The sequence below is a fragment of the Pseudomonas proteolytica genome, assembly GCF_007858275.1.
GTDB classification, from domain to species: Bacteria; Pseudomonadota; Gammaproteobacteria; order Pseudomonadales; family Pseudomonadaceae; genus Aquipseudomonas; species Aquipseudomonas proteolytica.
On record NZ_VFEV01000015.1, the window covers coordinates 1 to 14,042 of the forward strand.

At 61.8% G+C, this 14,042-nt stretch carries 11 protein-coding genes, 1 pseudogene and 1 riboswitch; of the genes and pseudogenes, 5 read left to right on the forward strand and 7 right to left on the reverse strand.

Annotated elements, in window-relative coordinates:
* Window positions 1-117, forward strand: a pseudogene (locus tag FIV38_RS12740) (IS110 family transposase); the annotation flags it as partial.
* Between the two features lie 42 nt (window positions 118-159).
* On the opposite strand, the gene cobF reads toward FIV38_RS12740, so the two are convergent.
* Window positions 160-918, reverse strand: a complete 759-nt coding sequence (cobF, locus tag FIV38_RS12745) for a precorrin-6A synthase (deacetylating) (RefSeq protein ID WP_092235504.1) — start codon at window positions 916-918, stop codon at window positions 160-162.
* Between the two features lie 47 nt (window positions 919-965).
* Entirely contained in the window at window positions 966-1,517 is a 552-nt protein-coding gene (locus tag FIV38_RS12750) for a histidine phosphatase family protein (RefSeq protein ID WP_092237389.1), read from the reverse strand.
* A 102-nt stretch (window positions 1,518-1,619) separates the two neighbouring features.
* Window positions 1,620-1,824, forward strand: a riboswitch (cobalamin riboswitch).
* 92 nt (window positions 1,825-1,916) lie between these two features.
* Here FIV38_RS12750 and FIV38_RS12755 point away from each other — a divergent pair.
* The 4 genes from FIV38_RS12755 to dkgB all read left to right on the forward strand — a co-directional run bounded on the left by FIV38_RS12755 (window position 1,917) and on the right by dkgB (window position 6,241).
* Window positions 1,917-3,857 (forward strand): TonB-dependent receptor plug domain-containing protein, encoded by a 1,941-nt coding sequence (locus FIV38_RS12755; protein ID WP_092235501.1) that lies wholly within the window; start codon window positions 1,917-1,919, stop codon window positions 3,855-3,857.
* A complete protein-coding gene (locus FIV38_RS12760) occupies window positions 3,857-4,216 on the forward strand; it encodes a (2Fe-2S) ferredoxin domain-containing protein (protein ID WP_029293105.1) in 360 nt (119 codons plus the stop codon). The genes FIV38_RS12755 and FIV38_RS12760 overlap by 1 nt, the downstream gene beginning before the upstream one ends.
* The gene (locus FIV38_RS12765) at window positions 4,213-5,127 is read left to right on the forward strand and encodes an ABC transporter substrate-binding protein (RefSeq protein ID WP_092235497.1); all 915 of its coding nucleotides are present in this window, start codon (window positions 4,213-4,215) and stop codon (window positions 5,125-5,127) included. The genes FIV38_RS12760 and FIV38_RS12765 overlap by 4 nt, the downstream gene beginning before the upstream one ends.
* Window positions 5,128-5,437: 310 nt before the next feature.
* Entirely contained in the window at window positions 5,438-6,241 is an 804-nt protein-coding gene (gene dkgB, locus FIV38_RS12770) for a 2,5-didehydrogluconate reductase DkgB (protein ID WP_029293109.1), read from the forward strand.
* A 1-nt stretch (window position 6,242) separates the two neighbouring features.
* Here the strand turns inward: dkgB and FIV38_RS12775 are convergent, their stop codons facing one another.
* The 5 genes from FIV38_RS12775 to FIV38_RS12795 all read right to left on the reverse strand — a co-directional run bounded on the left by FIV38_RS12775 (window position 6,243) and on the right by FIV38_RS12795 (window position 13,960).
* Window positions 6,243-6,677, reverse strand: coding sequence for an ANTAR domain-containing protein (locus FIV38_RS12775; RefSeq protein ID WP_092235494.1), 435 nt, complete (start codon window positions 6,675-6,677; stop codon window positions 6,243-6,245).
* A 115-nt stretch (window positions 6,678-6,792) separates the two neighbouring features.
* Window positions 6,793-10,437 carry a transporter substrate-binding domain-containing protein gene (locus FIV38_RS12780; protein ID WP_092235491.1) on the reverse strand — a complete coding sequence of 1,215 codons (3,645 nt, stop codon included), beginning with the start codon at window positions 10,435-10,437 and terminating at the stop codon, window positions 6,793-6,795.
* Window position 10,438: 1 nt separating this feature from the next.
* Complete coding sequence (locus tag FIV38_RS12785; protein ID WP_092235488.1) at window positions 10,439-11,065, reverse strand: response regulator transcription factor; 627 nt, start codon at window positions 11,063-11,065, stop codon at window positions 10,439-10,441.
* 517 nt (window positions 11,066-11,582) lie between these two features.
* Entirely contained in the window at window positions 11,583-12,299 is a 717-nt protein-coding gene (locus tag FIV38_RS12790) for an MgtC/SapB family protein (RefSeq protein WP_029293117.1), read from the reverse strand.
* A 323-nt stretch (window positions 12,300-12,622) separates the two neighbouring features.
* Window positions 12,623-13,960, reverse strand: coding sequence for a lysine N(6)-hydroxylase/L-ornithine N(5)-oxygenase family protein (locus tag FIV38_RS12795; protein WP_029293121.1), 1,338 nt, complete (start codon window positions 13,958-13,960; stop codon window positions 12,623-12,625).
* Window positions 13,961-14,042 lie beyond the last annotated feature (82 nt).

The window sequence follows — 14,042 nt, forward strand, 5'->3', positions numbered from 1 at the left end:
AAGACCCAAGCCCTGGTAATCCTCGCCCGCAAGCTCTGCCGGGTGGCATTCGCGCTGATGAAAAACCAGAGCGAATACCAACCGAACTTAAGGTTGCAGGGTTTACCTGCAACATAGAATCTCCCACATTTTTTGATTGCATTCCAACAGCCAGAACGCCTACGGCTTGCGCAGCAGGTAGGTATCCATGATCCAGCCATTGGCCTGGCGCGCCGCCTTGCGCACGCGCTCGATTTCGTCGGCCACTTCGGCCACCTTGCCGCTGATCAGGATTTCATCCGGGGTGCCCAGGTACGCGCCCCAGTAGATGTCCATCTGCTGATCCGCGACGCTACGGTAAGAGTCCTCGGCGTCCAGCATCACCACCAGCGTATCGGCATCACCGACCTGCCCCGCCGCAAGCCGGCGCCCGGTGGTGATCTCGATGGAGCGGCCGATGCGGTTCAGCGGCACTTTATGCTGGGCCGCCAGGGCCTGGACGCTGGTGATCCCGGGGATGACCTCGAACTCAAACGTACAGCTGCCACTGGCCAGAATCGCCTGCAGGATGCGGATGGTGCTGTCGTACAACGCCGGGTCGCCCCAGGCCAGGAAGGCCCCCACTTCGCCGTCGGCCATTTGTTCGTTGATCATCCGCTCGAAAGTCTGTTGCTTGTCGCGGTTCAGATCCTGCACAGCCGCGGTGTAGTCGATCTCGCCACGCACACGCTCGGGGCAGTCGGCTTCGACAAAGCGGTAGGCATGCCCGGCGTCGATGTAGGTCTGGCAGATCTCCCGGCGCAGGTCGATCAGTTTGTCCTTGCTCTGGCCCTTGTCCATCAGGAAAAACACGTCGGTACGGTTAAGCGCCTTCACCGCCTGCATCGTGATGTAGTCGGGGTTGCCGGCGCCAATGCCGATGATCAGGATCTTTTTCATGAAGGTGTTCTCAGTGCGGGGCCGGGATTTTGCCATGTTCGCGCCACTCAGGTCTCGTGCGTTTCCAGGCGCAGACGCCAGACGTTGTTGAAACGCAGCTCGGTAGAAGACAGCGGCTCCACATCAATCAGGTAAAACATAGCGATGGGTGCCTGCATGACATGAAGCAAAGCGGCACGAACCACCGCCGGATGCGTCACCGCCAGCACATGGCCGGGCTGCTCTGCGACGCGTTGCAGCCACTGGCTGACGCGCTCGCACAACTGCGTCACTGACTCACCACGGTGAGGCGCGCTGGTGCTGTCGGTCAGCCAGGTCGTCAGTTCGTCGCGGTCGATGTCATTGATATCCCGACCGCGCCAATGGCCCACGTCCATATCGCGCAACCCGTCATCAATCGTGGCGTGCTGACCGAACAGCGTCGCCGTTTGCCGGGCCCTGGTCTCAGGCCCGCATAACAGGCGTGGCGCTTTTTTGAAACGTGCGGCCAGCCTCAAGGGCGACGGCGGCGTTTCCAGGGCTTCATCAAGGGCGAAATGCCCACGCTTTTGCGCGCGGGTCGCACCATGGCAAATCAGCGTCAATCGGGTGCTCTGCATGGGCGTGCGGCTCTGGTGATCAAGCGAAGCAAACATATTACAACGATCCAGACCCACCGGTTCGACCACTGGATAAGTTGACCAACGGTCGCGGGAATGTTCAGATGCCGGCCTGTTTCAGGTGCCTCATGCCGCCGTGCATGGGGTGAAACGGGAAACCGGTACGCTCGATCGAGCAAGTCCGGTGCTGCCCCCGCAACGGTATACGCGTGACCCCTTCGACACACCACTGTGGCCAGAACGCCATGGGAAGGTGAAGGGTTCGATACGCGTGAGCCCGGAGACCGGCCTGGAATTTCTGTTTGGCAAAATCCTGCGGTGGGCGGGCATGGGCCGGTATTGGCGTGTGCTCGATACCTTCTCCTGCGTGCTTCTGCGAAGATACTTTTCGAGAAGACTATGATTTTTCAACGCGGCGTCACTTCTGGCCCAACCTTGCTGTTGGGTTGTCTGTTCAGTCCCCTGCTACTCGCTGACAATAGTGCCCTGGAACTCAAGGTACAGACCGTTTCCGCGCCGTCGGTGGAGTCCACCACCGTGGCCGACATGGCCCAGTACGGCAGCAAGGTCGAAATTGTCACCCGCCAACAGATCGAACGCGCCGGCCCCAGCGCAGATATCACGCGGGCGATGCAGATGTTCATCCCCGGTTTCTACGTCGCGCCAAAAAACGGCCCGTTCGACTACGGCACCTATTCCCTGTTGGGCGGGCGCAATGACGACACCCTGATCCTGCTCGACGGCGTACGCCTGAACAACCGCCTGTACGGTGGCCTGTACCTGGATACCTTGCCGGCCAACGCCGTGGAACGCATCGAAGTGCTCAAGGGCGGCCAGAGCCTGCTGTTCGGCACCCAGGCCGTGGCGGGGGTCATCAACATCGTCACCCGCAGCCCGCAGACCCGTGACGTATCCGGCGAAACCAACCTGGGCGTCGATACCTTTGGCGGCACCACCGGCGATGCCCGGGCCGAGCGGATTTTCAGCAATGGCCTGGGCGACCTGGGTTTGCTGGCCTATGTCAGCCATAACGTGTCCGAGGGCTACCAGCCCTTTCGTAACCGCGACATGAGCAACGTCACCGACAAGAAACGCTCCTACGAAGTCACCACACTCGGCGCCAAGGCCATCCAGTCTTTTGGCGATGACTCGCGCCTGGAGCTGTTTTACCAGTACACCGACGCCAACCTGGACTTCGCCGGCGCCACCAACAACCGCAAGACCACCAACGACCGGGTGCAGCAGATTGCCACGGCGACTTTCGAACAGAGCATCAACGAGCGGCTGAGCTACTTCGTCAAGGGCCATATCAACGACTGGGATACCCGCTACTCACGGATCAACAACACCGCCAACGGCGGCACCGTGGTGCGCAATCACAACGACTACTGGGGCTTTACCGACTGGGGCGTGCAGGCCGAAGGCAAGGCTGAGCTTGCGGGCGGCCATGTGCTGGTGTTCGGTTCCGACAACCAGTGGTTCAAGGGCCAGGACGACGTGCTGGTCATCGACAATAACAAGGCCGAAGCCCACGCCGTGTACACCCAGTTGCGCCCGCAGATCGACGCCCTGCCCGACTGGCATCCGAGCCTCGGCGTGCGCCACGAAACCATGAGCGGCGGCGACAGCGCCACGGTCGGCATGCTCACCTCGCTCTACGACCTCAACGCCAACTGGGCCCTGCGCGGCCAGTACGGTACGGCCTACAAGCTGCCGAATGCCGAGCAACTGTTCGTCAACGAACCCGGCGACGAGATCGGCAACCGCAACCTCAAGCCGGAGAAAAGCCGCAACGCCGAGCTGGGCCTGGACTACAAGGGCCTGCTGGCCGACCGCGAGTTCAGCGCCAGCGTGACCCTGTTCAAGCGCAAGATCACCGACCTGATCACCCTCGACGACATCCAGTGGGTCAACGGCCAGGGCCAGATCCAGGTGCGCGGCTTCGAAGCCGATGCCAAGTTGGCGCTCAACGATCAGTGGAGCCTGCAGGCGGACATGACCCGCAACCTGACCGAGTCGCGCACCGGGGTCACCATCAACGATGTGCCGAGCTTCTTCGCCCGCTCGCGGGTGGGGTTCGAATCGCAGAATCGCCTGTGGGGCGCCGGCGCGGCCATCCGCTATATCCACGATGTGACCAGCTCGAAAAGAGTCGAATACGGCCACTATTCGGTGGTGGACGCCGACGCCTATCGCTACCTCGACAATGCCCACCAGCACCGCGTGAGCCTGCTGGTAGAAAACCTGTTCGACCGCGACTACGTCACCAGCCGCTCCAGCAATGTCGACAACCTGGGCCGGCCATTCACCTCTGAGGTGCGTTACACGTATCGCTTCTGATGACTGAGATCACCCAAATCGACGGGGTGGACACCCACCCCGACTGGTCCCGCATCCCCGAGCATGCCCGCCATGTGCTGCTGTGCACCGGCCCGCGCTGCACCCAGCGGGGCGCCTTGCAACTATGGAAAACCCTGCGCCGGCGCCTCTTGGAACACCAGCGCATCGAAGTGCCCGGTGGTGTGCTGCTCACGCGGACCCATTGCCAGTTCCCGTGCAACCTGGGGCCGGTGCTCACGGTATACCCGGAGCGCTGCTGGTATGGGATACACAGCAAGGCCGACGCCGTGCGCCTGGTGGATATGCACCTGGTGGGCGGTGAAGTGGTCGAAGAGCTGTTGATCCGGGAGCGCCCATGAAGCGCCTGGGAGGGTTGGCCATCGCCCTGTTGTGCAGTGCGTCGGCCCTGGCGGACGGCTATCGCAATTGCCAGCAGGATTGGCAACTGCCCCATGCGCCGCCGTCGCGCATCGTCGCCCTGAACCAGCACGCCGCCGATATGCTGCTGGCCCTGGGCGCCGGCCCGGCGCTGGTAGGCGTGGCGTACCTGGATGACAACGGTGCCGCGCATAAACAGGGCAGGTACTTCGGTGTGCCGGTGATTGCCCCGCGCTATCCGGCCAGCGAGGTGTTATATGGGCAACGGCCGGACCTGGTGGTGGGCGGTTTTGCCACGGCCTTTGGCAACGGCATCACCTCGCGTACCGGGCTGGCAGGTAATGGCGTGGGCTCGTATCTGCTGGAGTCGGCGTGTGCCGGGCGCTCCCTGGATTACTTCGGCCACATTCGCACTGACCTGCAGACCCTGGGCAACCTGCTGCACAAACCGCAGCGGGCCCGCGACCTGATCGAGGCCCTGGACGCTGACCTGGCCAGCGCCCAGGCACTGGCCAAGCCGGCAAAACCCTTGTCGGTGTTTTATCTCGACAGTGAAGTCAACGGCCTGGACAGCGAGGGCCGGCAAGGTTTCGTCAGCGCCCTGCTGGCCGCGGCCGGGGCGCGCAACCTGTTGGCCGGAATCAATCAATACCGGGTCACGGTCAGCAGTGAGACGTTATTGATGAGCGACCCGGACGTGATTCTGCTGGCCGATGCCGTATGGTCCCCGGCCAGCCGTAAACGCCAGCTGCTGACCCGCGACCCGGTGCTGTCGCGCCTGCGGGCCGTGCGGGAAAACCGCATGATCGATATCCCGTTTACCCACCTGGTGCCCAATGTCGGCAGCGGCAAAGTGGTGCTGGACCTGGCCCGCCAACTCAAAGCTCTGTAGAAACCGACAGTTGTGGCGAGGGGGCTTGTGCCCCGCTGGGCTGCGCAGCAGCCCCAAAACCAGCCACCTCGGTGTATCTGGTAGAACGTGGTGAGGCTGTTGGGGCGGCTTTGCCGCCCAGCGCGGGGCAAGCCCGCTCGCCACAAGAAAGGCCAGTGGTGGGTAGCCCTCTGTCCCTGCAAGCTCGTCTTATCACCGCAATGGGACTCATGACTTCTGGTCAAGAGTGATTTGAACAATCGTGGGTGTTTGCGCTGGCGCGTGCGGCTGATACTCAACGCCATTGTTCATGCCACAACAGGAGTCACTCATGTCTATTCCCGCATTCGGTCTTGGCACTTTCCGCCTGCAAGGCCAGGTGGTCATCGATTCGGTCAGTACCGGCCTGGACTTGGGCTACCGGGCCATCGATACCGCACAGATCTATGAGAACGAGGCCGATGTCGGCCAAGCGATCGCCGACAAGGGTATCCCCCGCGATGAATTGTTCATTACCAGCAAGATCTGGATCGCCAATTTTGCCGAAGGCCAACTGATACCCAGCCTCAAGGAAAGCCTGCGCAAGCTCAAGACCGACTATCTGGACCTGACCCTGATCCATTGGCCATCACCGCAAAACCAGGTGCCCGTCGCCGAGTTCATGGGGCAGTTGCTGGAAGCCAAGCGCCTGGGCCTGACCCGGCAGATCGGTGTTTCCAACTTCACCGTGGCGCTGATGAAAGAAGCCATCGCCGCCGTCGGTGCCGAGAACATCGCCACCAACCAGATCGAACTGCACCCGTACTTGCAAAACCGCACCGTGGTGGATTTCGCCACGCGCCACGGTATCCAGATTACGTCGTACATGACCCTGGCCTACGGCGAAGTGCTCAAAGACCCGCTGATCCAGGCGATTGCCCAGCGCAACCAGGCCACGCCCGCACAGGTCACCCTGGCCTGGGCCATGCAGTCGGGGTATGCGGTGATTCCGTCCTCGACCCAACGCGCCAACCTGCAGAGCAACCTCAAGGCCGTGCAACTGACCTTGAGCGAAGCCGATATGGCGCAGATCAACGGCCTTGAGCGTGGCCATCGCCTGACCAGCCCCAAGGGCATTGCGCCGCAATGGGACTGAGCTAAACCGCCGGGCTGCGCGCCAGTTCCCGCAGCCATGGCAAGACCCGCAAGCCGCTGACCGGTGACGGCGGGTCGATGATGCCCATGAAGTGTTCCAGGGCGACACTGTCGAGCGCGCCTGGCAATCGCATCAGGACCAGGGGCGCAAGAGAGACCGCTGGCTCCAGGTCCTGGTCGGCATAGACCAGCACATGGCGCACCTGCGGATGTTGCTGGCGCAGCACCCACTCCCCGCCGGCGCTGGCGGCCAGGCCCGCATGGATGACCAGCACATCGAAGGGCTCGGCCGGGATGTCGGTGAGGATCAGTACTTCCTCGACAGTCTGCACCGGGACGATCCGGTAATAGCCCAACTGGTTAAGCATTTTTTCGATGTGCAGCCGTTGCAGGTGCTGTTCATCAGCGATCAGGATGGTCAGTGCTTTGGTGGGCATGGCAAGTCCCTGAGCAGGTCGCGCTCGTGGCCGGAAGGAGCGCGCTACTGTTCCAGACATAAATGGTCTACAAAATCAGCGGAGTTCCCCCAGAGCGTAGGATTTCTCCCAAATCCTACCTTTGAGCATGATCGCAGTAGTCCGTCAGGACCTGATGCAACTGGTCAATGGCTTGCTGCACGCCCGCCACCGCAGCGGCCAATGCCTGAGGGTCGCGCTGTTCACAGGCGGCTTCCAGCGCCTCACAGTGGCTGACCAATACCTGGGCCGAGACCAGGCGCGCCCCGCCCTTGGTGCGATGAGCCAGGTCATGCAACTGGGCATAGTCGTGTTTATTGGCCAACGCCTGCAGTAGCGTACGGTCGGTGGCAAGGCTGTCGAGCAGGGGGGCCAGCAACTCCTTGACGGCGTCCACGTCGGAGCCGGTCAACGCCAGCAACCGACTCAAGTCCATATCCGGCGTGACATCAGCCTGCACTTCGGCCTGGACCGACGGCTTGGCGGTACGTGACGCAAGCGCGGCATGCAAGTCCTCCAGCCCCGTGGGTTTGAACAGGCAACCATCCATCCCTGCCGCCAGGCAACGCTCGGTTTCTTCGGGCTGGGCGTTGGCGGTAAACCCCAGCAACAGGCAAGGCGCCAATCCCCGGGCTCGCTCATCGGCACGGATTTCCCGCGCCAGGTCATAGCCATTTTTCAGCGGCATATTGCAGTCCGTGATCACCCCGTCGAAACGCTCGGCCTGCCAGCGCTCCAGGCCTTGTACACCATCGTTGGCGGTGGTGATGCGGTGCCCCAGGAAGCTCAGTTGCCGGGTCAGCAATTGGCGGTTGGCGGGGTAATCATCCACCACCAGGATGTTCAACATGTGCGCTGGCGACGCGTCCAGTGCAACCGACTCATGCTCGGCGCTGGTGCTGGACGCCACCGCCAGGGACAGCGTGACTTCTACGCGGGTCCCCTGCCCCAGCCGGCTGCTCAATTTCAGTTGGCCGCCCATCATTTCACACAGGCTGCGGCTAATCACCAGGCCCAGGCCGGAGCCACTGCGCGCCGACTGGTCGGTGTTGCGCCCCTGGACAAACGGATTGAACAGCCGCGCCTGGTCCTCGACGCTGATACCCACCCCGCTGTCTTCCACCACCAGCCGCAGGCTCACGTAGCCATTGGCGACTGCCGGCGAGCCTCTGGCGCACAGATGCACATGGCCCTTGGCAGTAAACTTGATGGCATTGCTCAACAAATTGGAGACCACCTGCTTGAAGCGCAACGGGTCGATCATCACGTAACGGTCCACCAGCGGGTCCAAATCAACCTTGAGCATCAGGCCCTTGGTCCGTGCCAGCCCTTCGAAGATGCGGGCCACCGAGGCCAGCAGTTCGCGCGGGTTCGACGGTTCCAGGGTCAGGGACAAGTGGCCGGACTCGATCCGGGCAATGTCGAGAATGTCGCCGATCAACTCCAGCATGCCCCGCGAAGCATCGGAGGCCACCGCCAGGGCATCGTGGTCGATACGGCCCTGCTCGGCGTTTTTCAGCGCCAACTCGATCATGCCGATCACCGCATTCATCGGCGTGCGGATCTCGTGGCTCATGGTCGCCAAGAACGTGGTCTTGGCCCGATTGGCGGCGTCTGCCCCCTCCTTGGCCTCCTGCAGTTGCCCCAGCAAACGCTGGCGCTCACTGACGTCCACCCAGCCGGCAATCATGCCCACGACCTTTTCGTCACCGTCGCGGTAAGGCAGCATCCAGTGATAAATGGTCAGGGTCGCCCCGCCCGGCACCTTGAGCACACGGTCGTGGATCTGCGGCTCTCCGCGCTCCATCAGGCGCAAGTAGTCTTCGTGGTAGGACTGGGCCTGGGGGTGGTTGCCGGTGTCAGTCTCGACCACGGTCTTGCCGATCACATCTTCGAGCCGGAAGCCGAACACATTGAGGTAGGCACTGTTGCACGCCATCAACCGGCCCAGGCGATCACGCACATAAATCGGGTGCGGCGTGCCGTCGATCAGCACGCTCATGAAACGCATCTGGTCGCTCAGCGCGCGCTCGGCCTGGCCGCGCTTGCGAATCAGGCTGCGCAGGTAAATCGCCCAACCCAGGGTGATCGTCAACAGCAGCGCGGCCACTGCGAACCCCTGGATAATCGTGTTGCGGTGACGTAGCCAGTAACTGTCATCAATCACCACTTCGCTACGCCAATGATTGGTCAGCTCATCCATCTCCTGGGGCGTGATACTCAAGAGCGCCTTGTCCAGGATCGAGTACAACTCCAACTGGCCGCGCCCCACACCAAAGGCCACTCGCGCGGGCTGCGAGCCGACCGTGCTGGTGATGCGCAGGCGATCACGGTAGTGCTGGGCGATGATGTAGCGCGCAATGATCAGCGCGTTGACCGTCGCGTCCGCCGTGCCACTGACGACCAACTCCATGGCCTGCGCGGAATCCTCGGCGTCCACCAAGTGGATATCGGGATATTCGCGGCTGATGATCTCGCGCTGGACGCTGCCGCGGATGACCGCCAGGCGCTTGCCCGCCATGTCCTCGATGGTGATCGGACGGCTGCCATCGTCGCGCGAGATCAGCACAAACGGGTTGCTCAGGTACGGGCGAGTAAAGCGGATCAGGTCCTCACGGGCCATGCTCGGGGTGATGAACGCGATCATGTCCGCGCTGCCCTCGCTGACTTGGCTGACTTGACGGGGCAGTGAATCACCACGCACCACATCGAACTTCAGGCCGGTGCGCAAGCTGATCTGGGCCAGCACTTCGGCGCTCAAGCCTTGCAGTTGCCCGTGTTCATTGAAAAAAGACAACGGCTGGAACTTGTCGAGCGCCGTCACCTTGACCCGTGGGTGCTTGTCCAACCAACGCTGCTCACTGGCGCTCAGGCGCAGGCGCTCGCGGCCAACCACCCCCAGGTTGCCAGAGCTCCAGCGCCGCAGGATTTCCATCTGCTCACTGACCGGAATCATCTCCAGCGCCGCATTGACGATGCGCAGCAGACGCAGATTGTCGCCGTCGACCGCGAACGCGAAGGGGTTGACCTCCAGGCTGGAAAAATCAGCCATGCGCACGTTATTGAGATGGTTTTTGTTGATCAGATAATTGGTGCTGATGGCATCGCCCAGATAAACGTCCGCCTGGCCGAAGGCGACGGCACCAATGGCCTCGAAGGTCGAGGGGTAAAGCTGCAGGGAGGCGTTGGCGTAATAGGCGGCCACTACCTCAGGCTGCATGTAGTGATAGAGCATGGCCAGGCGCTTGCCCTCAAGCTCGGCGCTCAGGGCCTGGCTGTCACCGACACGCGTCACCAGGGTCGGCTGGTCGTTGGCGTACGAGCGCGAAAGCTTCAATTGCCGATCCGCCGCCTCGTAGCCATTGGCTGTGCCCAGGAAGTCCACCTCACCACGCTTGAGAGCCGCGATGACGTCGTCCCGCTGCTCGTAGCGCTGGACCTGGATGGTCACGTTCAACATCTGCGCGATCAATGCCGCGTAATCGGCGGTGATCCCCTCCAGTTCGTCGTTGTTGTTCGTCAGATCGAAAGGCGCATAGTCCGGGGCGGACACCCCCATGACCAGCGTGCGGCGCTCGCGCAGCCAACGCCAGTCCGGCTCTTTGAGGTGCACCTGCGGGGCGTCGAAACTCGAGTGCCCCAACAGGTGCAGTTGCTGTGGCGCGCCCAGCGCCACGTTGATAATGAGTGACAGGCTCGCCAGCCAGAGTACCGCGAGCCACTTGCCAAGAGACGTCGACATGTCAGATCAGGTGGTTACGCTGAGCGAACTTGGACAGATGAACCACCGAAGACATGCGCAACTTCTCCTTCAACCGTGTTTTGTAAGTGCTGATGGTCTTGTGGCTCAACAGCATGTCTTCGGCGATATCCTTGTTGCCCAGGCCCAACGCCAGTTTCTGCAGGACCGTTAGCTCCCGGTCAGAAAGCGCTTCGACCAGTTCCCGCTCCGTGGTCTGCAAGTCGTCCTTGCGCACGGAACTGGTCGGCAGGCTGGGGAAACAGCTGTAGTTGGACATGACTGCCTTTATGGCCTTTTGCAATTCATCCAACTCACCGGTTTTCGCGACAAACCCCATCGCTCCGGCGCGCATGCAACGCGCCGAGAAAAAAACCGCCAGATACGAGGTCAGCACCAGAATCTTGCAGGGCAGGCCCAAGGTCTTGACCCGGCTTATCACCTCCAGCCCGCCCAACTTGGGCATCGCCAAGTCCAGAATGAGCAGGTCAGGCCGCTGCTCCCTGGCAATCTGTAAGGCATCAGCGCCGTTGCCCGCCTCAAAAATCTTGTCAAAGCCTTCCTGGCGCAACAGGTACTTGACGGTTGCACGAATGAACGGATGATCATCCACGATTAATGCTTTGCTCATGCGACTCCCTGGAAAGACACCACCGATTAGTTGCGTTACTGGCGCCTTGCCATTCTTGCGGCGCCAATACCCTTACACATCACACGAAACCCCTGTACCTGTGAAAAGTACCAGTTCCGACCAGCGGCACTGTCTACACAGAACGTTTCAACGGAACCTGGCTAGGTGCAACGGCGCAACATTAACAACGCAACGATGCGTTAACCGAAGGGAAAATCCGACCATCGTGTAGGACTAATCCTCACTAAAGCGTAGTCAAATATACGCAAAAAGCCGCCTCCCCCCTCTAAGGAGCATCCCTTTCAAGGTGTTTGAGAAACCGGTTTTGACTAGTTCCGATCAGTTGGGGGCAACCGCCGAGTTGTGGGGAGCGGGCTTGTTGTGGAGGACGGGCTTGTTGTGGAAGGCGGGCTTGTTGTGGCGAGCGGGCTTGCCCCGCGCTGGGCTGCGCAGCAGCCCCAATAAGGTCCGCCCATTTTTTCAGGGACACCGAGGTGGCTGGTGTGAGCCTTTGCCGTCAGTCCGTGGTGCTGGGGCTCCAGAACGCTTGCACCACCAGGGTCGACTGTGAGATCCGCGTGACCAGGGCATCCAGTTCGTCGCCATCCACCGAGTTGGCCGCCAGGGTGGCCTCGATCTCGACCTCATCACTGCCAAAGGGCCTTACGTCGACATCACTGGCCGGGTAGTTACAGCGCGCCAGTTCCGACTCCAGCAACGCCATCACCGCTTGCTGCTGGGTACGCCGGGCGATCACATAGAGGATGTTGGTGACCTCGGCAGACACCACGTCCAGCGGCTGGCGGTTGATGTTATTGACGATCGGGCGCAGCAGCGTGTTGGCCGCCAGCACAAACATCGTGCCCAGGAACGCCTCGAGGATCAGGTCTGCACCGGCGCAGGCGCCCACGGCGGCGGAGGTCCACAGCGTGGCTGCGGTATTGAGCCCGCGCACGTTGCCCTCCTCGCGCATGATCACCCCGGCGCCGAGAAAGCCAATACCCGACACTACATACGCCACCACTCGTACGGCGCCTTCGGCCCCGGCCAGGCGGTTGGCCATGTCGACAAAGATCGCCGCCCCCACCGCCACCAGTACGTTGGTGCGCAGCCCCGCCGTGCGCTGGCGGAACTGGCGCTCAAAGCCGATCAGACCGCCCAGAATAAAGGCGGCACTAAGGCTGACCACGGTGTCGATCAGGGAATCCAGATTGATGTTGTTGAGGGCTTGCATGATGAATCTCCCTTTGATTGCCCGCAGAATCAGCGTCGAAAAAAGGGGGATAAGGCAGGAACCAGGGAGGTTCGCCACCGAAATACCGCTTCTCGCTTTAACGGCGAGGCAACGGCACGAAGATGCGCGTCAGCTGGCCAAGCCTGGTCGACAACTGTCACTCGAAAGTCTGTTCACGAAAGTCTGCGCTATGGTTGAAAACCGGCGCAGCTTACGCCCGCAGTCTGCGCGAGCAAAGTGACAGTGCGGCGAATCGGCGGGTTCTTCAGCAAGGGTTCAGGCAAGGGTCGCTCCCGCGGGCACGGGAACGACCCTCCAGGCTGTCAGCTCGCGGTGGCCAGCAGCACGTCACGCACCGAACGCCCCTGGCCCAGGTGCCGATCATGTTGATGCAGCGACGCGGCAATCTCATCGGCACGAATCGGCAGGATCGACAGCAAGGTATCGCTCAAGCCATGGCTGGCCTGGCTGAAACCCTGCATGTAGATACCGGCCTTGCAGCGCTCGTCGGTGACCACGCGGTAGTCGCGGCTCACTTCAAACTCACCCATGTAGGCTTCGAGCGGCGCCAGCAACTGGCGATGCATCTGCCGCTCATAACCTGTGGCCAGGACCACCGCATCGTAGTGATTGATCACGGTCTCGCCGGTAGCGTTGTGACGCACCACCAACTCGATGCCCAGTGGCCCGGCACTGGCTTTTTCCACGGTGGTCAGGGTGCGGAAGGCGTGACGGGCGATGCCCGAGACTTTCTGCCGGTAGAAAATCCCGTAGATGCGCTCGATCAGGTCCAGGTCCACCACCGAATAGTTGGTGTTGTGGTACTCGTTGACCAGGCGTTCGCGCTCGCTGCTGGGCTGCTGGAACACCAGGTCGGTGAACTCCGGGGAGAACACTTCGTTGACGAACGGGCTGTCATCGGCAGGCTTGAGGGCCGAGCCGCGCAGGATGATATCCACCTGCACCGAAGGGAAGCTGTCGTTCAGATCGATAAACGCCTCCGCCGCGCTCTGCCCGCCGCCGATGATCGCAATGCGCATTGGCTTGCCCTCGACACAGGGCTGCTGGGCCATGCGCGCCAGGTACTGGGAATGGTGGAACACCCGCCCGTCATCCTTGAGCGCCTTGAACGCCTCGGGGATACGTGGCGTGCCACCGGCACTGACCACCACCGAGCGCGCGGTGCGCACCAGTTGCTCGCCGTGGGCATCGCGGGAGATCACCCGCAGCGCCTCGACCTGCTGCTGATGCAGGATCGGCTCGATGGCCAGCACTTCTTCGCCATAGCGGCTCTGCTCGGTAAATTGCCCGGCGACCCAGCGCAGATAGTCGTTGTACTCCATGCGGCACGGGTAGAACGTGCCCAGGTTGATAAAGTCCACCAGGCGCCCGTGGGCCTTGAGGTAATTGACGAAGGAATAGGGGCTGGTGGGGTTGCGCAGGGTCACCAGGTCCTTGAGGAAGGAAATCTGCAACTCGCTCTGGCTCACCAGGGTGTTGCCGTGCCAGCGGTAGTCGGCCTGCTTGTCGAGAAACAGTACATCGAGCTTGCCCTGGGCTTTCTCGCGCTCTTGCAGGGCGATGGCCAGCGCCAGGTTCGAAGGACCGAAACCAATACCGATCAGGTCGTGAACCGCGGGCGATGCAATTGCCTGTGTCATTCCAGTGTCCTCTGGATAAGCCCCGTGGCGGTGGGGCGGAAAGCCTGGGCGACCTGCTGAACAACAGGCCATGTGTTGATAG